This window comes from Shewanella electrodiphila (assembly GCF_023283985.1).
GTDB lineage: Bacteria > Pseudomonadota > Gammaproteobacteria > Enterobacterales > Shewanellaceae > Shewanella > Shewanella electrodiphila.
Genome location: NZ_JAKIKU010000005.1, coordinates 280,628 through 306,344, shown reverse-complemented (window position 1 = coordinate 306,344; position 25,717 = coordinate 280,628). Strand labels below are relative to the sequence as shown.

Here is a 25,717-nt window from a genome sequence, read left to right as displayed (position 1 = left end):
TTTACTTTTTAAGTGGTGGACAACAGCAAATGATTTGTTGCCATAAAAAAACCAAACATGATGTTTGGTTTTATTGTTTATCCCATTACCAAAGGGACTGTTAACCTTTGGCAATGTCGATCGCTATTAGTGTTATCTACTAAGCAATCTTTTCAAGTCCACGCATATACGGACGTAACACTTCAGGAATAGTAATTGAGCCATCAGCATTTTGGTAGTTTTCAAGAATCGCTACCACTGTGCGCCCTACTGCCAAACCAGAACCATTCAGTGTATGTAAAAGCGTTGGCTTTTTATCATTAACACCGCGGTAGCGCGCTTGCATACGACGTGCTTGGAAATCTTTCATGTTTGAACAAGAAGAAATTTCACGGTACGTGTTTTGCGCAGGTAACCATACTTCTAAATCATAAGTTTTAGCAGCGCCAAAGCCCATGTCGCCAGTACATAAGATCATAGTACGGTATGGAAGACCTAAACCTTGTAGTACTTTTTCAGCATGACCAGTTAATTCTTCAAGTGCTGCCATTGAATCTTCTGGCTTAACGATTTGAACAAGTTCTACTTTATCAAACTGATGTTGACGAATTAAACCACGAGTATCACGACCGTAAGAGCCAGCTTCACTTCGGAAACAAGATGTTAATGCTGTCATTTTAAGAGGCAAATTTGCTTCTTCAACAATCGTATCACGAACCATATTGGTTAATGGCACTTCAGCAGTAGGGATAAGGCTTAAGCCTTGACCTTCTTCAGTCGCTGGTTTGGTGTGGAATAAGTCTTCACCGAATTTTGGTAATTGACCCGTACCCAGTAAGCTTTCTTCGTTCACTAATAACGGCACATACATTTCTGTATAGCCGTGTTTTTCAGTATGAAGATCTAACATATACTGACCAACTGCACGGGTTAAACGCGCAATTTGACCTTTCATTACGATAAAGCGTGAGCCGGTAATTTTAACTGCGCTTTTAAAGTCTAAGCCATCTAAGCCTTCACCAAGGTCTAAATGATCTTTGACTTCAAAATCAAATTTAGTTGGCTCGCCCCATGTGCGCACTTCAACATTGTCATTTTCATCAGCGCCAGCAGGTACTGCATCATCAGGCAAGTTAGGCATGCTCATCGCAATACCATTTAACTCAGCTAATAACTCAGCTAGTTCAGTTTTCTTCGCATCCAGTTGAGAACCTAAATCCCCTACTTTCGCCATGATTTCACTGACATCTTCGCCACGAGACTTAGCTTGACCGATGGATTTAGAGATTGCATTACGGGACGCTTGTAATTCTTCTGTTTCCACTTGTAGCGACTTACGTTTTTCTTCTAAGGCAGTAAGGCGGCTAACATCAAGGATAAAGCCACGTTTAGCTAAAAGCTCAGCTGTGACTTCAAGTTCGTTACGCAAAAATTTTGGATCTAACATGTTTTATATTCTTAATAGTTAAATGCGAGAAATTACTAGCTGCTGGCCGACATATACCATGAAAATACATAGCGTGACATTCAACAACACGTTGAGAATTGCTTTTAAGAAGAGTCCTTCTTGCATGAGCAATAATGTTTCATTGGAAAACGTTGAAAAAGTCGTTAACGCGCCTAATAGCCCAACACCAACCATGGCTTTCATTTCTGGGCTTAGGTGACTTGTTTCAAGACCGATGGCATAAACGATGCCCATCAAGAATGATCCCAATATATTGACTAACAGTGTACCAAAAGGGAAACTGCTTCCAAATAGCTGAAGCATTAAAATTGAAATAACATAGCGAAAAACTGCACCAATTGAGCCGCCAAGTGCCACAAACATGATATTGGTCAAGCTAATCATAGCGTTTTACCTCACTTGTTCTGTCAAGTTCAGCTAAATGGGCCAACTTATCCTTAATTCTTTTTTCAAAACCACGTTCAGTTGGATAATAAAACTGGCTTTGCTGCAGTGACTCAGGAAAATAATTTTCACCGGGTGCAAATGCACCAGGTTCATCATGAGCATAGCGGTATTCCGCGCCAAGCCCCATGTTTTTCATAAGCTGAGTCGGTGCGTTTCGTAAATGATCAGGTACTGACTCATGGCCAGTTTCTCTAGCAAGTGTTCGAGCCGCTTTAAATGCGGTATAGACAGCATTACTTTTGGGCGCGCTGGCTAAATAAACAATCGCTTGCGCAATGGCTCGTTCACCTTCTGCGGGCCCAACTCGGTGGAAACAATCCCAAGCATTGAGGGCAATATTCATTGCCGTTGGATCGGCATTACCAATGTCTTCAGAAGCTATCGCAAGCAGTCGCCTTGCAACATACAAAGGATCGCCGCCGCCTTCTAAAATGCGGCAATACCAATACAGCGCAGCATCTGGCGATGAACCACGCACTGACTTGTGCACTGCTGAAATTAAATCGTAAAATTGATCGCCATTTTTATCGTATGCGGCCATCTGATGGCCAGCAACTTGAGTAAGCATCTCTTGGGTAAAGCTGTCATTGTCACTGACTAGGTCGCTCATTAACTCTAATAAGTTAAGTGCTTTGCGGGCATCTCCATCTGATGTGGCAGCTAATTGCTGCATAACATCATCTGGCATGTTGAAATGTCGCTTGCCAAAACCACGTTCAGTGTCAGTTAATGCTTGATTTATAATTTGAGCAATATCATCACCATCTAGGCGATTAATGAGATACACCCTTGCTCGTGACAATAATGCGTTATTGAGCTCAAACGATGGGTTTTCAGTCGTTGCACCAACAAAAATGACCGTGCCATCTTCAATAAACGGCAAAAATGCATCTTGTTGACTTTTGTTAAATCGATGTACTTCATCAACAAATAATAATGTGCGTTGACCACGACTTTGCGCAACTGCTTTTGCTTGCTCAATCGCAGCGCGAATTTCTTTAACCCCTGAGGTCACCGCAGAAATCCGCTCAACGTGAGCATTGGCATAATGAGCAACGAGTTCTGCTAGAGTGGTTTTGCCTGTGCCAGGCGGCCCCCACAAGAGCATTGAATGAGCACGATTGGCTTCAAGGGCTTGTCTTAACGGTTGGCCTTCACCAAGCAAATGGCTTTGACCAACGTATTCACTGATTTCCCTCGGGCGCATTCTTGCAGCTAAAGGACGAAAGTCGGGTGAGAAATCAAAGCCTAAGTTAGACACGGTAAACCTTATTGCGCAGGGCTATTACGTTGATCGTCTATATCAACGTTTGCCGGTACGACAAATTCAAACAATGATTGCTCGTCTTCTGTCACACTGGCTTGATTGGTTAACATGAACTGACTGTGATTACCTTGCTCATCCAATAGATTAAAATCGGTTAGTTGAGTGTGATCAAAACAGACTTTTACCGTAACTACACTGCTTTCGAGTGATTTAGGTTTAATCATATAACAGGCTTTTCCTGACTCAGGCTCTACTTGACCAACATGGTATTGCGCCCAAGTTTCTTCATCTCTATGAACAAGTAAAACAATCGGCGAAGCTTCGACAGCATCAGCAAAGTCCATCACGGTAACTTCTTCAGCAAATGGGTTAAATATCCACAAGTCTTGACCATCAGCAACAATTAAAGATTCATCCGGCTGAGTTAAATGCCAGTAGAATTTATTAGGATAAGCAAGGGCAAAAACGCCCTGGCCTGACTGAATGACTTTATCATTAATGTCGGTAACGACTTGGCTAAAGTCAGCTTTTAAAGATGCCAATGTTTTCAGTTTTTCACGTAGTTCTGCTGAATCATCAGCGTGAACCGGCGTAATAAACAGCGCCGTGATAATTGATAATAAACCAACACATTTTTTCATATTCTTTCCTACTACTTCTAAGAGCGTAATCGTTATTTCAATGTAGCATTTAGGCCTAACAAACTAAGATTAAACTTCGTTTAACGTTTGCTGGCATTATCTGATTAACCACGTGGTGGTGGCGGTGCTAACACTTCACGGTTACCATTATGGCCTTGCGTGCTGACAATACCTTGTGTCTCCATCATTTCGATAATTCTGGCTGCGCGGTTGTAACCGATTTTGAATTTACGCTGAACACTGGAAATAGAGCCTCTGCGGGTTTCAGTAACAAAAGCGACAGCCTCATCATATAACTGATCAGTATCATCATCGGTTTCTGCGGTTTCACCAGGTAACAGCACTTGCTCACCATCACTAACGCCATTAAGAATTTCTTCGACATATTGCGGTTTACCACGGGCATGCCAATCGGCAACCACTTTATGTACTTCATGATCATCAATAAATGCACCATGCACACGAATAGGCACACTGGTACCTGGTGGCAAGTAAAGCATATCACCCATGCCTAGCAAGGTTTCAGCGCCTTGTTGATCTAAAATGGTACGTGAATCGATACGTGAAGATACCTGGAATGCTATACGAGTAGGTACGTTCGCTTTAATCAAACCAGTAATCACATCGACCGAAGGACGCTGAGTCGCTAAGATTAAATGGATACCAGCTGCACGTGCTTTTTGGGCAATACGGGCAATCAATTCTTCTACTTTTTTGCCGACAATCATAATCATGTCAGCAAATTCATCGACCACTACAACTATCGAAGGTAATTTATCTAACTCAGGTGCTTGTTCATCCATGCTTTCAGATGATTTCCATAACGGGTCTACAATCGGTGTTCCCGCTTCTTTTGCAAGTTTAATCTTGGTGTTGTAGCCCTTAAGATTACGCACACCTAATGCCGACATTAACTTATATCGGCGTTCCATTTCACCGACACACCAACGTAGTGCATTGGCCGCTTCTTTCATGTCTGTCACCACTTCACATAATAAATGTGGAATGCCTTCGTAAACAGACAGCTCAAGCATTTTCGGGTCAATCATGATGAAGCGTACGTCTTCTGGTCCAGACTTATACAAAATACTGGTGATCATCACATTCACACCAACTGACTTACCAGAGCCTGTCGTACCCGCAACCAGTAAATGCGGCATTTTGCCTAAATCAACAACCACTGGGTCGCCTGCAATATCTTCACCTAACACCATTGATAGATTTGACTGGCTTTCTTCAAAGGTTTTGCTGTCAAGTACATCGCGCATAAACACGGTTTCACGGAACTTATTAGGTAACTCAAGACCCACATAAGCTTTACCTGGAATGACCTCTACGACACGGACACTTTCAGCCAGCAAAGAACGCGCTAAATCTTTAGACAAATTAGAAATTTTTGACGCTTTAACACCTGGAGCAAGCTCTAACTCAAACCGGGTAACAACAGGACCTGGGAATACGCCAACAACATTGGCTACGATGTTAAAGTCAGCTAACTTGGTTTCCACTAAGCGAGCTACGATATCTAACTCATCTTTTGTGATTGGGTTTTCTTTTCGATCAGGGACATCAAGTAAGGTAATACTCGGTAAAGGCGGCATGGCAACACGTGGCTGACTCATAACAACCTGTGGCTCTTGTCCTGGAATTACCACGATACCTTCCGCTATATACGGTTTATCTGAAGCTACTGGCGCTGTAGATTGCGCCGCATTCGTTTGCTGCTGCTCAGTTAATTGCTTTTCACTTTGTTGGTCATCACTTTGCTGATTTTTAACTGCCGCAGCCATCACGGTTGCACCAATAGATGTCGTGCGTTCAAACTCATCGCCAAACTCGATACTTTCGTCATTAATTTGCTGCGGATCTAATTGATTAGCATTTGTTAAATCAACTGCTGGCGCATCACCTGACGCAACCCATGGTTGGCTTGATTCATCTGCGGTGTTGTTAATGCTAACCTGAGGCTCTACCCTAGTTTGAGTTTGAGTTTGAGTTTGAGTTTCGCTATCAATTTCAGCATCTTGATCATCATCTTGTGATTCTTCACGGCGCGGATTGATTTTAGACTTCATTCGTGCAAAAACAGATTGTTTGGCAGGCTCTTCTTCGTACTCATCGTCTGCTATGTGATTGTCAGTGTTGTCAGATACAACATCAAACTGCGGTTCTAACTTACCGCCATAATGACGTTCCGGTGCTTTTTCATTATTTGAAGGCTGTTCATTTGAGGATTGCACTTCACCATCAATCACATCCTCTTCTTCACTATTTTTGTCACGGCCTTGCTTAAACTTATCAACCACAGACATAAAGCCACGCGTGTCTTCAGTTTCATTTGAACCATTGAAATAACTTGGAAGACTGATCAGTTTCTTCACGCACCATATGGTGCCATAGCCTGTCGCTTCAATCACAGTTAACCAACTGATCCCTGTGGTTAATGTAAAACCAGCACCAATAAAGCACAGTAACAGTAATGTGGTCCCCAGGTTGTTAAAGTACGGCAACATGGCTTGGCCAATAACGTCACCAGCAACACCACCTGCAGAAAAAACGTACATATCATCGGCATTCATACTCGCAAGCGCTGCTAATGCCAACACCATCAACATAAAACCAATGATCCTTAATCCCACAGAAAAGTAATCTATTTCAAATAATTTGTGAGTGCGATTAAAAATAAACCAACCAGTGGCCGCTATGATGACCGGAATTAAATAGGCAATAAAACCAAAGAAATAAAACAGCACATCGGCAGTCCAAGCCCCTACTGCGCCTGTAAGATTATTGATTTCACCTTGGAAATGAGACTGACTCCAGCCAGGATCACTAGGATCAAAACTGCTGAGCGCAAGAAGAATGTAGGTTGCTGTCATGCAACATATAATCAATCCACCTTCGAGAAGGCGTTGAAGGCCACTAAGTGTTTGAAGACTTTTTCCCTGAGACAAACGAAAACACCCGAATAAGAATTTAAGAAGAATGATAACAATAACAGAATATCATTGATGTTGCAGTGATTATGCAATGGCAATAAGCCAAGCTCAACCTAATGTTTTCAGATAGATGGATGCTTAACCAAAATTTAATTATCCATGAATCATTTGGTTACTTTTACACCGATAAGTGACATTTTTTAAGTGTGAACAAATTTTGGACAAAAAAATAAAGGGCAATGCCCTTTATTTTTATTGGTCAGAAAGTTTAGTAGCTATCCGCTAATAAATTTAATGCGACTTTATTAGTTTGTTTGACTTCTTCCATGACCACATAAGTACGAGTATCAGAAACTGATGGCAACTTAAGTAGTGTCTCACCTAATAAACGACGATATGCTGACATATCAGATACTCGAGTCTTCAATAAATAATCAAAGTCTCCAGATACTAAATGACATTCTTGAATATCATCGAGTAATTGAACCGCTTTGTTGAAGCGCTCAAAAATATCAGGCGTATCGCGTGTTAACGTGATTTCCACAAATACAAGTAAAGATGCACCAAGATAATGAGGGTTAACTAATGCAGTGTAGCCATTAATGTAACCTTGTTTCTCAAGACGCTTAACTCGCTCTAAACAAGGAGTAGGACTAAGCCCTACTCGTTTCGATAACTCCACGTTTGATATGCGACCATCAACTTGAAGTTCATTGAGGATATTACGGTCAATCCGATCTAAATCTTTTACAGAATTTTTTTTATTATTTGCCATATTATTAACCTTGCTTTAGCACAAAAACAACATATTCATCTTTTAATGTGTAAAGTTTAGCAGCATAAACTGCGTCTTGGGCACTATACTAGACTTCCCTGAAATAAGCACGTTCAGGCGAACGATTATAATAACAATTGAACTGTCAACAACGACAACTGATTAAATAGAGGCACAAAATGATTATTGGTATCCCTACTGAAATCAAAAACCACGAATATCGCGTAGGTATGGTTCCTTCAAGCGTTAGAGAACTAACGATTAAAGGTCATGATGTATTCGTACAATCCGATGCTGGTATTGGCATTGGTTTTACCAATCAAGATTATATTGACGCTGGTGCTTCTATTCTAGAAACTGCCGCAGAAGTGTTTGCTCAGTCAGACATGATTGTAAAAGTTAAAGAACCTCAAGCCATTGAGCGCGCTATGTTGCGAGAAGATCAGATCCTATTTACATACCTGCATTTAGCCCCTGATATGCCACAAACTGAAGACTTAATTAAAAGTAAATCAGTATGTATCGCTTATGAAACAGTGACTGATGATCGTGGTGGCTTACCACTACTTGCACCAATGTCAGAAGTGGCTGGTCGTATGTCAATTCAAGCTGGTGCTCGCGCCCTTGAAAAGTCATTAGGCGGCCGTGGTATGTTGCTTGGCGGTGTGCCAGGTGTTGAACCTGCCAAAGTGGTTATTATTGGCGGCGGCATGGTAGGTACAAATGCTGCACAAATGGCTGTGGGCATGGGCGCAGACGTAGTTGTACTTGACCGTAGCATTGATGCATTACGTCGTTTAAACGTTCAATTTGGCTCGTCAGTTAAAGCAATTTACTCAACTGCAGATGCGATTGAACGTCATGTAATTGATGCTGACTTAGTCATTGGCGGCGTATTAGTCCCTGGCGCAGCTGCGCCTAAATTGGTGACGCGTGACATGATTTCACGCATGAAACCTGGCAGTGCTATTGTTGATGTGGCTATCGACCAAGGTGGTTGTGTTGAAACATCTTACGCTACAACACACCAAGAGCCGACGTACATTGTTGATGATGTTGTTCACTATTGTGTGGCTAACATGCCGGGCGCTGTAGCCCGTACATCAACGTTTGCACTGAACAATGCAACCCTGCCATACATTCTTAAACTTGCTAATTTAGGCTATAAAAAAGCACTACTTGCTGACCAGCACTTACTGAATGGCCTTAACGTTATTCACGGTAAACTAGTCTGTAAAGAAGTGGCTGAAGCATTAGAGCTTGAGTTTACTGAACCAAAAATTATGCTTGGTTAATACTAAATAGGCCGTTAATTAACGTCGCCATTTTTAGTTTAAAAACCGCTCTTAGAGCGGTTTTTTTGTGCCTACCCTCTTTTCTTTTAAACTAAAGTTGAGATTAATCAACCACAAACAATTGCAACACTTTGTATCAATCGTTCGTTTTACACACAGCTTACACCTGTGTGCTGAGTTTTTTACTACAATCAGACAGTCAATTTGGACTTTTTTAATACCTCGAAAAAAATCATCGTAAAATGACACGAATTCCCAAACACCACTCACAACCCATATACAACAAGGCTTTCAGCTAATGCAAGTCAATAAAAGGGACTATAAAATAGAATTTAACAGCCAATAGCGTTTTATCCTGCTGAAATTTTTTATAGCAGTGTTTTTGACTGTTGGCGTTTTCACCAAAAATCTCTACAATTTGAACCTAAATTAACGAAATAAAGAGAAGAAAATGTGGTTTCAAAAACAAATAACCTTAACGGCTAAACCACGTGGGTTTCATTTAGTGACTGATGAAATATTAAAGCAGATCCCTGAATTATCGAATTTTTCAATCGGGCTAATGCACGTGTTCTTACAACACACCTCAGCGTCTATCACAATTAATGAAAATGCCGATCCCAGTGTTAGGCAAGATTTTGAGTCTTACTTTAATATAACTGCGGCTGAAAATGAGCCTTACTATGTGCACACCTATGAAGGTAGTGATGACATGCCTGCACATTTAAAATCGAGCCTATTAGGTTGTGAGCTGTCGATTCCAATTAGTGATGGTCAATTAGCGGTAGGAATGTGGCAAGGGATCTATCTTGGCGAGCATCGTAATCATGGCGGTCAGCGACATATGGTGATTACAATTCAAGGTGAGTAGTGCTTAAGTCATAAATTATTCTGGCTAATCAAGTCGAAGAATGCTTGCTGCGGCATAGGTTTGTAAAAAAAGTAACCTTGTATAGCATCAACTTTATTGTTTTTTACGAAATCCAATTGTGCTTGGGTCTCTACCCCTTCAGCCGTTACCGCAAGTTCTAATGCATTACTCATGCTTGCAATCGCTTCAACAAGTGCCCTATGACGGGGTCCTTGTTCAATTTTTTGAATGAAAGCCTTATCAATCTTAATTTGATCCACAGGAAAATTGGCAAGGTAGGATAACGATGAGTAACCAGTACCAAAATCATCTACCGAAATTTTAATCCCGCAACTTCTGAGTTGATTCAATAGACTCTCAATATTCTGGTGCTGATCCATCATCAATGACTCGGTAATTTCAAGCGTCAGCAATGATAATGGGAAGTCAGATTCTGTTTGTTGGTCCATGAACTCTTCAAAACACTGGAGAAACTGTTTTTGCAAATCGTCAGTTAAAAATTCACAAGTAGAGACATTTACTGATAATGCAATCGGTTCACCCTGTCGCCAGCACTCTGCAATGATCATTAATGCCTGTTGTCTTACCCATTTACCAATAGGAACAATCAGCCCTGACTGCTCTGCGATTGGGATAAACTCTTCAGGAGATATAAACTCACCATTTAATTGCCAGCGTAATAGAATTTCAGCCTTTTCTATTTTCGAGGTTTTGGCTGAAACAATAGGCTGAAAATACAGTTCAAATGCTTCTTCGTTTAACGCTTTATTGAGTTCCATTTGCAGGTAAGCCGTACGTTCAGCGTTTTTTTGCATTTCTTTATTAAAGAATTGATAGCTGTTACGACCTTTTAATTTAACGTCATACATTGCTTGACTAGCAAAATTAATCAGTGATTCAACAATGGTTGAGTCTTCAGGGTAACGCGCAATACCGATACTCATCGATGGATGTATTTGTTGCTGCTCAATAACCACAACTTCCGTAACTGATTGGTTAATCTGTTTCGCGAGTGCGATAAGTTCATTATCGGTGATTAGACCTGGGATAAACAAACCAAATTCATCACCAGCGATTCTTGCTAACATACTATTGGATGGCGAAATTAAACTTAAACGGTCAGACACTTCTTTAAGCAAAAAGTCACCATTTTCATGACCCAAGCTGTCGTTAATTAACTTAAAGTTATCTATGTCCATTAGCAGCACACTACAAGCAATATTATTTTGTTTTGTGCGTTCATGCTGCCAGACATAATCATATATTTTATCTAAAAAACATCTTCGGTTAGCAAGGCTGGTTAATGCATCATTATTAGCTTGAAAGTGAATCAGCTTATTCGCACTTTTATGTTCGCTAATATCTGTTATTAACCAAGAGAAACAATTTTGCTCACCATGATAATCTCTGAACGTAGTCACCGTGACTTCAGCATCAAATGTTTGGCCATTTCTTTTATAACCAACCAACTCCCCTTGCCACGTATTGCCTCTTGTTAAATTTTTAAGCATCGAGCTTAATGCTTTTTCATCAGATCTTTCAAAAAAGACTTCTGGCTCAAATACAGATTTGTCCGCAGTAAAATCTCGAGTAATGGTTTTGAACATTGGGTTTACAAGTAATAAGGAATGGGAATCTGTTGTGATCACTAATCCCATAGGTAACTTACTAAATATTCGACTGGTTAGTTGTTGTAAGTGTAAAGCCTGGCTACGCTCTATTGATAAACTGGCTAACTTGGCCGCTTCTTGAATTAATTCGAGATCTAATGCTGAGGGAGATTTCTTGGTATCATAATACATGGCAAACGTTCCTAAAACGTCACCATTTGAATCAATAATAGGCTCTGACCAACAGGCCTTTAGTCCCGCTTTTAGGGGTAATTCTTTAAAGGCTGCCCAATTAGGAGAGGTTTCAATATCCTCAACGATAACCCGCTTACCTGTGGCAGCTGCTGCGCCACATGAACCAATCTCAGGGCCAATTTCAACCCCATGAATAGCTTGGTTGTACTCTTCTGGCAAACTAGGTGCTGCACCATTAAGTAAACGCTTTTTATCATTACTGATTAATAAAACCGAGGCTTTGGTACCTATTTTTTGTGCTTCAATGGATAAAACTAAAGAATGGAGTATTTCGCGAAGTGGTGAGCCTTCCAGTACCATAGATAAAATCGTGCTATAACGCTCAATGCTTGAAGAGCGATGTGTTAAAACATCGCTACTCACAAAATCATTCACTTTATACTGCGCGCTATCCATAGAGCTCCTACGATTTAAAAACCTAGTGCGAACTGTTTATGACAGTTTGACTGCATCATATATATTATGAAGATTATGCATATTTAAAGATAAAATCAACAAAAGCATTACAAGTGACCAACAAGTGTACTCTTTGCAAAAAGGACAAACATTTGATTAATCTGGTTTGAATGAGAATTAGCTATTTTTATGCTCTAAAAATAACAAAAGCAGTATTGTCTGCTGACAATACTGCTTTTAATGATGTGTTTATCGTTAGATTTTATTTGAAACAATTCTTTAGAATTTTACTGAGTACTTACTCCAAGATAACTGAAAATATTCAAACAACAACTAACTCAAAAGTTAGGCTTCGCTTACACGTTCCATACGGGCTAAATAAAAACCATCAAAACCATGTTCTGAAACCAAAATTTCTTCATCATCGATTAATTTAAAATGAGGATTTGCAGCAATAAATGCATCAACTTGGTTACGGTTTTCATCCGGCATAATCGAGCAAGTTGCGTACACAAGCATCCCACCGACTTTCACCATACGGCTGTAGCTTTGTAAAATATCTTTTTGTAGCTCAATTAATACCGGCAGGCGTTCTGGCGTGTCACGCCATTTTGAATCTGGATTACGTTTAAGCACCCCAAGACCAGAACAAGGCACATCAAGTAGCACTCGATCTGCGGTAAGTTTTAAGCGTTTAATGGTTTTACTGCTGGCAATAATGCGTGTCTCAACATTATGCGCACCGGCTCTACGAGCACGAGTCTTTAAATTGTCGAGTTTCCACTGCTCAACATCCATCGCTAACAAACGGCCTTTACCTTTCATTTGCGCTGCAATATGTAATGTCTTACCACCTGCCCCTGCACATGCATCTACAACTCGCATACCCGGTTTTGCATCAACAGCGGCTGCGACAAGTTGTGAGCCAGCGTCTTGCTGCTCAAAGTAACCTTCTTTAAATGCTTTTGTTTTAAATAAAGCAGAGTCAGAGCGAACTTCAAGGGCACTTTCTACCCCTTCAACTTCTGCTGTTGCGACTAATTCTTTGGTTAAACGTTGCTTTAATTCTTCTCTAGTCCCTTTTAAAGAATTAGCTCGGATATAACGTTTAGGTACTGCTGCTAACGCTGCTCTTTCTGCTGGCCATTTATCACCTAATTGCTCAGCACCTAAAGTATCTAACCACTCAGGACAACCGTCCCATAATGCTGGCTGCGTTTTAGCTTCTGCGATACGCGCGGCAAAATCGTCTGCATCAACTTGTAATGCATATTCCATCTTAGGTATTTCAAGTTCATGGAATAAATGCCATCCATTGAGTAACTTTGACCCCATTCTTTCGATATCATCTGCTTTCATATCAACTAAGTAGCAATATAAATTCAAACGACGAAGAATATCACCCGTTACTGTAGTGATACGAGCAAGTTCTGCAGGCGGAAATTGCATACCAGAAAAGTTGTGAGAATATGCTCTGTCTAATGGTTTACCATCAGTTAACACCATGGTTAGCACATCAATTACCAGTTCAGATGAACTGCCAGAAAGTGGGAAAGTCAGCATTGGGGATCTCACAGAGTAAAGAAAAAGAAGTTAATACAGAAAAGCGATTGGATCATAGGAGCTAACGGACGCTAGCGCAAGTGTAGATTCTTATAAATCAGCGCTAAAATCCAATAAACTAAAAACAAAAAGCAGCCAACTGGCTGCTTTCGTATAAGTACAGATGATTATAGGGTCTAAAGATTAGATTCTTGAGCCTTTAGCACCATAAAATATAATGAATGCGTAACAAACTACAGGCAAAATAAATGCAGGTTGTATTCCCATACTGTCGGCCATCACACCTTGCAATAAAGGAATAATTGCACCGCCAACAATCGCTAGGCAAAGCACACCGCTGCCCTGTGAAGTGTGAGGGCCAAGATCTCTTAATGCTAAACTGAAAATCGTTGGGAACATAATCGAGTTAAATAAACCAACTGCCAAAATCGCATACATCGCTACTTGACCGCTGGTGTACATTGCAACTAACACTAATGCAGCCGCCATCAGGCCATTAAAAGCCAGCACTTTACCAGCAGAAATCTTTTGCATCACAGCGGAGCCAATAAAGCGTCCAACCATAGCTCCGCCCCAGTAATAAGTAATATATTTAGCAGCATCGGCTTCTTTAAGTCCTACAATATGCTCTTCGCCTAAAAAGTTAACTAAAAAACTACCAATTGATACTTCTGCGCCAACATAAACAAAAATACCAATAGCTCCCAAGACTAAATGAGTGCTTTGTAGTGCACTGCTTTTGCCTTTATAAGTCACTTCACCTGTTGAATCTGGTTCAACATGTGCTTCAATCACCGGCAGTTTAAGTTTCGCGAATATCACGGCTAACACAGCTAAAGTAGCAGCAAGAAACAAGTACGGCATTTTAACGACTTCAGCTTCTGCTTGTGCATGGCTTAATTCACCCACTGCGCCAGTGGCAACTGACAGAATTAAGATTGCGCCAAAGTATGGCGCAACTGTTGTACCTAAAGCATTAAAAGCCTGGGTTAAATTAAGGCGGCTTGATGCCGTTTCTTCACTACCCAGCGCATTAACGTATGGATTGGCAGCGACTTGTAAAATAGTAATACCCGACGCCAGCACAAATAGTGCCCCTAAAAACAATCCGTAAACAGCAAAATCAGCAGCAGGATAAAACAACGCGCAACCAAAACTAGCAATAACAAGCCCTGTGACAATCCCGCGCTGATAGCCCAATTTTTTAACGAGTTTTCCAGCAGGGAGAGACACTAAAAAGTAAGCACCAAAGAAACAAAATTGAATCAACATTGCTTCGGTATAACTTAACGAAAATACTGCTTTTAAATGCGGAATAAGGATGTCATTTAAGCAAGTAATAAAACCCCACATAAAAAATAATGATGTGAGCGATACGAGTGCAAAACGATATTTCCCATCGCCTGAATGGCTGACGGTTGCGGTTCCGCTTGAAATTGTTGAGGCCATAATTTAGGTACTCTTGTTATTGTATTAAGAAACTTATACTGAGTTATCGGCTTGAATAATGAGTCAAGCTTATAAACTAAAACAGCAACCCGAGGGTTGCTGTAATATCAACTTAGTCGATGATGGCAAAAAAGCTATTAAACCCATCAAAATTTAGCACACTGTCATTAACGAGTTCAGCGCTTGCTAAGCCATGGTTATCAATAACTTGTTTAATATTAAGGTTTGAAACATCAAACTGGTTAGTGGTATTTGCCAGGTTAAACACCACTAACAAAGTTTGAGTTTCAAAATGACGTGTAAAAGCTAAAACAGGTTCATCAGTATCGATAAATTTAATGTCGCCTGCCACTAATGCTGGGTATTGTTTGCGCCATGCCAAAAAGTGACGATAGGCATTTAATGTAGAATCAGTATCATTTTCCTGAGCATCAACCGATAAAGCTTTATGTTCGTCAGGTATCGGTAGCCAAGGTTTATTAGCTTCGCTAAAGCCTGCTTGAAGATGATCTTTTACCCAAGGAATAGGCGTTCTACAGCCATCACGTCCTTTGAACATCGGCCAAAAGGCGATACCGAATGGATCTTGTAGTTGTTCAAACTCAATCGGGGCTTCTGTTAATCCCAGCTCTTCCCCTTGATAGCTACAAACACTGCCACGTAATGAACACAGTAAGCCATTTAGCATCTTAACAAGATCTGAATTGGTTTCACCTTTGCCCCAACGAGTTGCAACCCGCTGTACATCGTGGTTCCCAATAGCCCAACATGGCCAGCCGTCGCCAATACTGGCTTCTAGCTCTTCTACGGTTTGACGTATATAAGCAGCGCTAAAATCGTTAGTTAATAATTCAAAGCTATAAGCCATATGTAAGCGTTCGTCACCTTGAGTATATTCAGCCATCGTCGCCAAAGAATCTTCAGATGACACTTCACCTAACGTCACAGCACCAGGATATTTATTGATTAAGGCACGTAAATCTTCAATAAAACCGACGGTTTGTGGTCGAGTATTATTGAAATAGTGATATTGGTAAGCGTACGGATTATCTTCACTAAAACCACGACCTTGACGCTGATCTTTTGGTTTCGCTGGGTTATCACGTAACTGTTCGTCGTGGTAACAGAACGTAATCGCATCTAACCTAAAACCATCGACGCCCTTTTTCAGCCAGAAATCAACGTTATCTAATACCGCAGCCCTTACTTCAGGATTGTGAAAGTTTAAATCTGGTTGGCTTTTTAAGAAGTTGTGTAAATAGTATTGTTGACGACGTGGCTCCCACTCCCATGCACAGCCACCAAATATGGCTAACCAATTATTTGGTGCAGTACCATCTTCTTGCGGATCAGCCCATACATACCAATCTGCTTTATCGTTATCACGACTTAATTTGCTTTGCTTAAACCAAGCGTGCTCGTCAGAGGTATGGCTTAACACCTGATCGATGACAACTTTAATATTCAGCTTATGTGCTTTAGCAATAAGTTCATCAAAGTCTTTCATTGTGCCAAACATAGGATCAACGTCGAGGTAATCACTGATGTCATAGCCAAAGTCTTTCATTGGTGATTTAAAGAATGGCGAAATCCAAATAGCATCGACGTTCAAACTAGCAATGTAATCAAGTTTAGTAATGATCCCTTGTAGATCCCCTACTCCATCTCCATTGGAATCCATTAAGCTTCGTGGATATACCTGATATATCACTCCGCCACGCCACCATGATAACTGACTCATCGCACACCCTCTGTAATAAGCGAATTAACTACAAAACAACCTTGCTACAGTTAACTCTTTGTTGCGACCCAGTAACAGGTCGTCGTTATTATTTAATTGACTCGAGGATACGTGAATATGGAAATGAGGTTCAATAGAGCTGCATACGTATGCAAAGAATTAATACATTTTTCAAAAATACACACTAGAGAGTTTAGTGCTATAATTCAGATACTTAAATAGCCGGTAACATGACTTTCGAATGTTAATTAAAAGTAAAAAAAAGGTCTTTTTTTGCCTATCCAATCTTTGAATACGTATGCATAACGTTGTCGAGCAAAGAATGCTAGGAGTAGTATCTTCACTGTTCCGCAACAAAACGGAAATATACCTCAGCGCTTATGCAGTCAATTAAGCAAGCTGAAGAAAAATACTATAAAGACTGTAATTATAAATAATAGAAATCTAACAGCTCTACCTTACTTATAAGAGCTGTTGGCCATTCAGAAGGGGAAAGATGGATGTCGCTATTTAAACCAAGCTTACTGACGTTAGCAATGGTTGCTGCCAGTACAAGCATGTACGGCTACGCAGCTGAAGCAGAAGATACTGTTACTGCAGATGAATCAATTGAAGTACTAAAAGTCACCGGTATTCGCCGTAGCTTGCAAGAGTCTCAATCTTTGAAGATGTCATCATCATCAATTGTCGAAGCTATCTCAGCAGAAGATATCGGTAAGTTACCCGATGTTAGTATTGCAGAATCACTAGCGCGTCTACCTGGTGTATCAGCTCAACGTCTAGATGGTCGTGCAAACGTCATCTCTATTCGAGGCATGGGGCCTGACTTTACAACTGCGACATTAAATGGTCGTGAACAGGCTTCAGTTAACGACAACCGTGGTGTTGAATTTGACCAATACCCTTCTGAATTATTAAACCGTGTCGTGGTATATAAGACTCCGGATGCATCAGTGATGGCTCAAGCCATTGGTGGTACCGTTGATATGCAAACCATTAGTCCTTTAGCACACGGCGAGCAAACATTCGCTATTGGTTTACGTGGCGAAATGAATGACCTTGGCGCGTTAAACAGTGGTTCTGAAGACACGGGTTACCGTGGCAGCATTTCATATATCGACCAATTCGCTGATGACACAATTGGTATTGCACTTGGTTATGCTCGTATGCAGTCTCCAAACCAAGAAGAGCGCTGGCAAGCATGGGGTTACCCTGAAAATGATGCTGGTGACAGTGTTTTAGGTGGTGCTAAACCATTTGTTCGTTCTTCTGAGCTTGAACGTGATGGCGTGTTAGCAGTCTTTGAATATGCACCGAATGATTTTTTCCATTCAACTGTTGATCTTTATTACTCTAAATTTACTGATGATCAACGTTTACGTGGTATTGAAATCCCTGCTGCATGGGGCGCAAACGGTGGTGTTGAAGCTATTACTACTGAAGATGGTTTAGTCACTGAAGGTGTTATCCGAGGTGCTGAAGTTGTCGTTCGTAACGATGTCAATAAACGTGATGCTGAATCACTATCAGTAGGCTGGAATAACAAATTTACCATTAGTGAAAATTGGTCTGTTGAAGCTGATATTGCCCTTTCAAAAGCTGAACGTACTGATATCGGTATGGAAAGCTACAGCGGCACAGGTCGTGGTACAGGTGTTGGCGCGGTCGATGATTTAGGCTTTGCTTACAACGGCAATGGTGGCTACAACTTTACTCACGGTTTAGATTATTCAGATCCAAACGTTATTAAATTAGGCGATCCACTTGGTTGGGGTAGTCCATTAGGTGCTAACACTCAAGATGGTTTCATCAACAAACCTGAAATTGAAGATGAACTAAAATCTTTCCGTTTAAGTGCTGAATACATCTTTGACGAAGGTGTTGTACGTAGTATCGAATTTGGTGTTAACCGTACAGACCGTGATAAAACCAAGCTAGATAAAGGTTACTATTTAACGCTTAAAGGTTATGACGGCACTGATCCTAATTATGTAATGACTGTACCGGATCAATACTTACTTAGCCCTACTTCGCTTGACTTCTTTGGTATGGGTGATGTGTTAAGTTACGATTCATTAGCTTTTTATAATGACGGAAATTACACAGAAACTGACGTAGCAAACGTAGACTTATCTCGTGCGACCAACTCTTGGGGCGTATACGAAGAAATTTCAACAGCATACGTCATGGCAAACCTTGATACTGAAATATTTGACCTACCATTAACTGGTAACGTCGGCCTACAGGCGGTTCACAGTGATCAAAGTTCAGATGGTACTGTTGCAACTGTAGAAAATGGTGAAGTGGTTCTCACTCCACGTACTGCAGGTGACGACTACGTTGAATGGTTACCAAGTATCAACTTAGGTTTGAGCATCGCAGATGGCCAAATGCTTCGCTTTGCTGCTGCACGTACTCTTACCCGTGCTCGTATGGATAAGATGAATGCAAACGTTAACTTTAGCTATAACGAAAACCCTAACGACGGCGTTAACTGGTCAGGTAGCGCAGGTAATGTTGAACTACGTCCTTGGATGGCACGTCAATATGACATCAGTTACGAAAACTACTTCAGTGATCAAGGTTACTTTGCTGTTGCCGTTTTCTATAAAGACTTAGAAAACTACGTTTATGATCAACAATCTGCTTTTGATTTCAGTACTATTTTACCGCAAAATCCGGGTGATAACCCAATTGGATTAGTCACGCAACCACAAAATGGTGATGGCGGTTATGTTCAAGGTATTGAAGCATCATTCTCATTAGATTTCGGTCAATTTGCTGATGTACTGGGTGGCTTTGGTACTGTAATGAGTGGTTCTTATAACGATAGTGAAGTGAAAGAAACCCCAGATAGCGACCCAACAACGTTACCTGGTTTATCTGAGAAAACATTCAACGCGACTGTTTACTATGAAAACTCAGGCTTTGAAGCACGAGTGAGCTCTCGTTACCGTAGTGATTTCCTAGGTGAAGTCACCGCAATCAGTTTGACTCGTCAAAATGTTAACGTGAAAGCTGAAACTGTAGTCGATGCACAAGTGGGTTATGACTTCTCTGAAAGTGGTATTGATGCCCTTTACGGCTTATCAGTATTATTCCAGGTGAATAACTTAACTAATGAGCCTTTCACATCTTACACAGGTGATGATGCTCGTCATGTACGTGACTACCAAAACTATGGTCGTAACTACATGTTAGGTGCGAACTACAAGTTCTAATCTAACGACGACAATAAAGCCTCTGTAACCTGTTACAGGGGCTTTTTTACTTTATGACTATCCATAATCCAAATAGAAAACTCATATTTTAAAATAACTAATCTAAGGCGATTACTATGGAAAATAACAAAATAAAAAACATTGTAATTGTAGGTGGCGGGACTTCTGGCTGGATGACTGCTGCCATGCTCAGTAAATTATTCAAAAATCAATTAAGTATTACCCTTATTGAATCTAAAGAAATAGGCACTATTGGGGTTGGTGAAGCGACCATACCTCCTCTGCAAATATTCAATAGTGTTTTAGGCATCAAAGAAGCCGATTTTATCAAGCAAACTCAAGCCAGTTATAAACTCGGTATACAGTTTGAGAACTGGGGTAAAGAGCAAGACAGCTATATGCATACCTTTGGCGATGTGGGGAAAGATATTGGCTACACCCAATTCCATCATTATTGGAAGAAGTCACAACCCAAACATGCCATGTCATTTTGGGACTATTCGTTAAATTATCAGGCTGCTAAAGAAAACAAGTTCTCGGACATAGATAAAATTGCAGGTTCACCATTAGCTGGTCTTACCCATGCCTACCATTTTGACGCAAGTTTATATGCCAAGATGCTTAGGCAATACAGCGAAAATTTGTCCGTTAATCGAATTGAAGGCTTAATTACCTCAGCTCAGCTCAATTCCCAAGGCAACATAAAGTCTGTTACCTTAAAGGATAATCAGGTAATTAACGGTGATTTATTTATTGATTGCTCAGGTTTTGCAGCGTTACTTATCGAAAAACAACTTAATGTTGGTTATGAAAACTGGCAACACTGGCTACCTTGCGACAGCGCATATGCAGTTCCTTGTGAACGATCTGAACCATTAGTGCCCTTTACTCGCTCAATTGCTCATAATGCCGGCTGGCAATGGCGTATTCCATTACAACATCGCACAGGAAATGGTCTGGTTTATTCCAGTAAACATATATCTGACGAGGCTGCAAAAGCAATATTACTTGATAATCTTGATGGTAAAGCATTAGCAGAACCTAAAAAAATCAACTTCAAAACCGGTCGTCGTGAAATGCAGTGGCACAAAAACTGTATCGCGATCGGCCTATCAAGTGGTTTTTTAGAACCGCTTGAATCGACAAGTTTACATCTAGTTCAATCTGCAATAATCCGCCTCACTAAATTTTTCCCCCACAATGGCATACAGCAAGCCAATGTTGATGAATATAACCGACAATCAAAACTCGAATTTGAACAAATACGCGACTTCATCATTCTGCATTATCACGTCAATAACAGAGCCAATTCTTCAAATAATCCAGATTTGTGGCAACAATGTCGTGACATGCAAATACCTGATTCATTAGAGCAAAAAATTGAATTGTTTCGTGCAACTGGAACGGTTACTCGTCACCAAGATGAGCTTTTTACTGAGGCAGCTTGGGTCCAAGTGCTGCTAGGCCAAGGTATTGAACCAGATGATTATAATCCTCTTGCTAACAATATTACCGATAGTGATCTTAAGGAGTTTTTAGCTAACGTGAAGCAAATCATTACAACAGCAGTCAGTCAAATGCCAAGCCATGATGATTTCATCAAGCGTTTATAAATTTACTCGCAGTTTCTAACAGATATTCTCTAGCAAACAGTAATTATTAAAAAAGAATAAAAGGTTTCAACATGACTTATCAACCCAACAAATTTACCTATTCTCTACTGGCTACGTTGATGTTTTCAGCTCCTTCATTTGCCGAAATTACCAATTTTTCTGTTGAACCAGAATCATGGTGGGCTGATATGGAAAATAGCAGCTTACAAATACTGGTATATGGCGAGAGCATTAGTCAAATGCAGGTTAAGTTAGATCAATCTCAGGGTGTAAAACTAAAGCAAACTCATCAATCAACTAGCCCAAATCACCTTTTCATCGACCTTGATTTGAAAAATGCTCAACCTCAAACCTTGCAGTTCGGTCTTTATGATAACGACACATTTATTCAAAGCTTTGATTACTCAATACAAGCTCGTGAAGTTGGCTCACGTGATAGACAAGGCTTTAGCAACAAAGATGTCATTTATCTCATCACCCCCGACCGTTTTGTTAATGGCAACCCTGATAATGATAATCACCCTAGAATGCTTGAAAGCGTCAATCGCAGCGATAAAGATGGTCGTCATGGCGGTGATATTATGGGAATACGTAAATCGCTACCTTATTTACAAGACTTAGGTGTCACCCAATTATGGATAAACCCGTTACTAGAAAATAACCAAGCTCAATATTCCTACCATGGTTATTCAACAACTGATTTTTACAACATAGATCCTCGCTTTGGCAGTAATGAAGAATACAAATCATTAGTGGAAGAAGCACAGCAGTTTGGTATTGGGATCATCAAGGATGTCATTGTAAACCATATGGGTTCAGGGCATCGGTGGATGGCTGACTTCCCAACGTCAACCTGGATTAATGGCCAAAAACAATGGCAACAAAACCCTCAAGACATCATCTACACCAGCCATCGCAGAACCACAGTTCAAGGCCCATACGCCATAGCCGATGATAGATCTGAGTTTGAAAATGGCTGGTTCACTGACACTATGCCCGACATGAATCAAACTGATCCATTTATGGCAACTTACCTTATCCAGAACAGTATTTGGTGGGTTGAATATGCTGGCTTAAGTGGCATTCGAGAAGACACCTATTCCTATGCAGACAAGGCATTTTTGACTCGTTGGTCCAAAGCTATTATGAATGAATACCCAAACTTCAATATTGTCGGTGAGGAATGGACTGATAACCCAATTACAGTCAGCTACTGGCAAGCAGGAAAACAAAACGCCGACGGCTATGTATCACACACACCTAGCATGATGGACTTTCCATTGTATGAAGTTCTTATTTCAAGCCTGACAGAAAATGAAGACTGGGGCAGCGGCTTTATAAACTTATATGAAATGCTCGCTAATGATGTGGTTTATGCAAAGCCAACCGACCTAGTGTTATTTGAAGGTAATCATGACACTAATCGCCTTTTCAGTTTAATGAATGATGATATTGCATTGTATAAAATGGCGATGACATATGTAATGACCAGCAACCGAATCCCGCAAATGTTTTATGGCTCTGAAGTATTGATGACTAGCCCGACAAAAGATCGTAATGACGGTCTCGTGCGTGGTGATTTCCCAGGCGGATGGGCAAATGATGAAGTTAACGTATTCAAACAGCAAAACTTATCTGAACGCCAAGCAGATGCATTAGCATTTAATAAAACCTTACTTAATTTTCGAAAAATTTCATTAGCGCTGCAGCAAGGTGCGTTATCTCACTACGTGCCTAAAGACGGGGTTTATATACAAGCAAGACGTTACAAAGCTGCTAATAGAGATGAAACCGTACTGATAATTTACAATAAAAACGACCAGCCACAGCAACTGGATCTATCTCGTTTTAAAGATGTTATTGGTGACAATAAAAACGGCGAAAATATCTTCTCACAACATTCGTATTCATTAGATAAGTCGCTCACATTAAAAGAGAAAGGTGTCATTATCTTAACGCTATCAAAATAATCTCTTTCCTTTGAGATAACGCAGAAACAACTAAAATTATAACGCTGTCATAAGAGATAACTATGTCGACTTTATTACCAAGCATAAGTTTATTACATAACACGAATGCATTAGCAAACAAGAAATCTTCTATTATAAGATTAAGCATGTGCGCTGCCGCATTATTCATGGTCGGCTGCACTAAGCAGACTCCAGTAGAAAATTCATTAATGGAATCTTCATCGTCAGCTAAAACTGAAAAGGAATTGATGTCTGAGCCTTTAACAGGAAAACCCGTGGTGTACCAAGTCTTCACCCGTTTATACGGTAATACCAACACCACAAATAAGCCTTGGGGAACCATCGCAGAAAATGGTGTGGGTAAATTCAGCGACTTTACCGACATAGCCCTACAAGACATCAAATCATTAGGCACTACTCACCTTTGGTATACGGGTATTCCGCACCATGCATTAATCAATGACTACACTGAATTTGGTATTAGTAATGACGACCCTGATGTCGTAAAAGGTCGTGCGGGGTCACCTTATGCAGTAAAGGATTACTACAATGTTAATCCCGACTTAGCAGATAACCCACAGCAACGTTTAGCCGAATTTGAAGCATTAATCAAACGAACTCATGATAATGGCATGCAAGTTATTATTGATATTGTGCCGAATCATGTAGCAAGAGATTACCAATCATTAGACGCAAATGATCCGACTCAAGCAGCCCTGTTACCTAAAAATCGTCAATTTGGCCAAAATGATAATACTCAAGTTGAATACGACAAAAACAATAACTTCTATTATGTGGTTGATTCAGAGTTTGCCGTACCCGACGCCATTAATGGCTATCAGCCGCTAGGAGGTGAACAGCACCCTCTGGCCGATGGAATGTTTGAAGAAAAACCAGCTAAATGGACAGGTAACGGTTCCCGTTTGGCTAAACCTCATGCAAATGATTGGTATGAAACTGTTAAGGTAAACTACGGTGTTAAACCAGACGGCAGTTACGACTTCCCAGCTCTACCAAAAGTTTTTGCAGACAAAAGTGTTACTGAGCACTATGCATTTTGGCAATCACAAAATGCCGCTGAGATACCAGAGTCTTGGATCAAATTTAAAGACATCACACAATATTGGTTAGCTAAAGGCGTTGATGGATTTCGTTATGATATGGCCGAAATGGTGCCCGTCGAGTTTTGGAGTTACTTAAACAGTAATATTAAACATATCAAACCTAATGCATTTTTACTGGCTGAAGTCTATAACCCTAGCCTTTATCGCGATTTTATTCATTTAGGAAAAATGGATTATCTGTACGATAAAGTCGATTTATACGACACATTAAAAGACATTATTCATGGCAAAACATCAACCGCACAAATCGCGGTTGATCAAGCTAAAGTGATGGATATTGAACAACATATGCTGCACTTTTTAGAAAACCATGACGAGCAACGTATTCATACTGATGACTTTGCTGGTACATCAGAGGCAGCGTTGCCAGCTATGGTTGTGTCTACAACCATAAGTCGCTCTCCAACCCTTATATATTTTGGTCAAGATGTTGGTGAACAAGGCGCTGAAAATGCAGGCTTTGGACAAGCTACAAGAACCAGTATTTTTGATTATGTGGGCGTGCCAGCACACCAGCGCTGGATGAACAATGGTGCCTTTGATGGCGGTCAATCGTCAGCAAGTGAAAAATCACTTCGTCAGTATTACCAAACCCTATTAAACCTCAGCCATACCGCCCCTGCACTTACAGGCGAGTATTATGAGCTAGATAGTATAAACCGTTTGAGTGAACAAGCTGAAAATGAAGTTAATAGCTCAACTGATAGTCTTAGTCTAAATGCCAATAATCAATACAATGACAGCACATTCGCTTTTAGTCGTTATAACGATGAACAATTCATCATTGTGGTTACAAACTTTAGCTCTTCAGATAAGGCATCTTTTACTTTATCGCTACCGACTGAATTAATCAGCGCTGCCAAATTAACTGCTGCTCAATATCAATTAGTCGATTTACTTGACGATAAAAAGCAATCACAACAACTTAGTATCAATCAAGCAGCGGCTGGCACAATCAGCATCAAACTGAATCCGCTTGAATCGCAAGTTTTAGCCGTTGATTTATAAGCCTTAAACTCAAGATTTTATAGTAGATTCTTGGTTTTAAAGACAGGGTAAAAATTAAACTAAAAAGCCAGAACGTCATCCTAAA

The 25,717-nt window shown here is 40.4% G+C and carries 16 protein-coding genes; 6 read left to right on the top strand and 10 right to left on the bottom strand.

What is annotated here, in order from left to right; genetic code table 11:
- Nucleotides 1-139 precede the first annotated feature (139 nt).
- The 6 genes from serS to lrp form a co-directional block, all read right to left on the bottom strand.
- Nucleotides 140-1,426, bottom strand: coding sequence for a serine--tRNA ligase (gene serS / locus L2737_RS11765; protein ID WP_248955824.1), 1,287 nt, complete (start codon nt 1,424-1,426; stop codon nt 140-142).
- Nucleotides 1,427-1,444: 18 nt separating this feature from the next.
- Nucleotides 1,445-1,831, bottom strand: coding sequence for a fluoride efflux transporter CrcB (gene crcB / locus L2737_RS11760; RefSeq protein WP_371997797.1), 387 nt, complete (start codon nt 1,829-1,831; stop codon nt 1,445-1,447).
- Nucleotides 1,824-3,155 carry a replication-associated recombination protein A gene (locus tag L2737_RS11755; RefSeq protein WP_248955823.1) on the bottom strand — a complete coding sequence of 444 codons (1,332 nt, stop codon included), beginning with the start codon at nt 3,153-3,155 and terminating at the stop codon, nt 1,824-1,826. The genes crcB and L2737_RS11755 overlap by 8 nt, the downstream gene beginning before the upstream one ends.
- Nucleotides 3,156-3,163: 8 nt before the next feature.
- Nucleotides 3,164-3,802 carry an outer membrane lipoprotein periplasmic chaperone LolA gene (lolA, locus tag L2737_RS11750; RefSeq protein WP_248955822.1) on the bottom strand — a complete coding sequence of 213 codons (639 nt, stop codon included), beginning with the start codon at nt 3,800-3,802 and terminating at the stop codon, nt 3,164-3,166.
- 104 nt (nt 3,803-3,906) lie between these two features.
- On the bottom strand, nt 3,907-6,756 hold the full coding sequence (locus tag L2737_RS11745) for a DNA translocase FtsK (RefSeq protein ID WP_248955821.1): 2,850 nt from the start codon (nt 6,754-6,756) through the stop codon (nt 3,907-3,909).
- 253 nt (nt 6,757-7,009) lie between these two features.
- A complete protein-coding gene (gene lrp, locus L2737_RS11740) occupies nt 7,010-7,516 on the bottom strand; it encodes a leucine-responsive transcriptional regulator Lrp (protein ID WP_055026025.1) in 507 nt (168 codons plus the stop codon).
- Nucleotides 7,517-7,695: 179 nt separating this feature from the next.
- Here lrp and ald point away from each other — a divergent pair, with 179 nt between their 5' ends.
- Nucleotides 7,696-8,811 (top strand): alanine dehydrogenase, encoded by a 1,116-nt coding sequence (gene ald / locus L2737_RS11735; RefSeq protein WP_248955820.1) that lies wholly within the window; start codon nt 7,696-7,698, stop codon nt 8,809-8,811.
- Between the two features lie 451 nt (nt 8,812-9,262).
- Nucleotides 9,263-9,682 (top strand): secondary thiamine-phosphate synthase enzyme YjbQ, encoded by a 420-nt coding sequence (locus L2737_RS11730; protein WP_248955819.1) that lies wholly within the window; start codon nt 9,263-9,265, stop codon nt 9,680-9,682.
- An 8-nt stretch (nt 9,683-9,690) separates the two neighbouring features.
- Here the strand turns inward: L2737_RS11730 and L2737_RS11725 are convergent, their stop codons facing one another.
- From L2737_RS11725 to L2737_RS11710, 4 genes are all read right to left on the bottom strand, one after another.
- The gene (locus L2737_RS11725; RefSeq protein ID WP_248955818.1) at nt 9,691-11,943 is read right to left on the bottom strand and encodes a sensor domain-containing phosphodiesterase; all 2,253 of its coding nucleotides are present in this window, start codon (nt 11,941-11,943) and stop codon (nt 9,691-9,693) included.
- Nucleotides 11,944-12,288: 345 nt separating this feature from the next.
- Complete coding sequence (locus L2737_RS11720) at nt 12,289-13,506, bottom strand: RsmB/NOP family class I SAM-dependent RNA methyltransferase (protein WP_248955817.1); 1,218 nt, start codon at nt 13,504-13,506, stop codon at nt 12,289-12,291.
- Nucleotides 13,507-13,689: 183 nt separating this feature from the next.
- Nucleotides 13,690-14,955, bottom strand: a complete 1,266-nt coding sequence (locus tag L2737_RS11715) for a sugar MFS transporter (RefSeq protein ID WP_102526197.1) — start codon at nt 14,953-14,955, stop codon at nt 13,690-13,692.
- 112 nt (nt 14,956-15,067) lie between these two features.
- The gene (locus L2737_RS11710; protein ID WP_248955816.1) at nt 15,068-16,696 is read right to left on the bottom strand and encodes an alpha-glucosidase family protein; all 1,629 of its coding nucleotides are present in this window, start codon (nt 16,694-16,696) and stop codon (nt 15,068-15,070) included.
- 500 nt (nt 16,697-17,196) lie between these two features.
- Here L2737_RS11710 and L2737_RS11705 point away from each other — a divergent pair, with 500 nt between their 5' ends.
- From L2737_RS11705 to L2737_RS11690, 4 genes are all read left to right on the top strand, one after another.
- Entirely contained in the window at nt 17,197-19,917 is a 2,721-nt protein-coding gene (locus L2737_RS11705; RefSeq protein WP_229369522.1) for a TonB-dependent receptor, read from the top strand.
- A gap of 116 nt (nt 19,918-20,033) precedes the next feature.
- Nucleotides 20,034-21,530, top strand: a complete 1,497-nt coding sequence (locus L2737_RS11700; protein WP_248955815.1) for a tryptophan halogenase family protein — start codon at nt 20,034-20,036, stop codon at nt 21,528-21,530.
- 71 nt (nt 21,531-21,601) lie between these two features.
- The gene (locus tag L2737_RS11695; protein WP_248955814.1) at nt 21,602-23,500 is read left to right on the top strand and encodes a glycoside hydrolase family 13 protein; all 1,899 of its coding nucleotides are present in this window, start codon (nt 21,602-21,604) and stop codon (nt 23,498-23,500) included.
- A 62-nt stretch (nt 23,501-23,562) separates the two neighbouring features.
- Nucleotides 23,563-25,632, top strand: coding sequence for an alpha-amylase family protein (locus tag L2737_RS11690; RefSeq protein ID WP_248955813.1), 2,070 nt, complete (start codon nt 23,563-23,565; stop codon nt 25,630-25,632).
- Nucleotides 25,633-25,717: the final 85 nt, after the last annotated feature.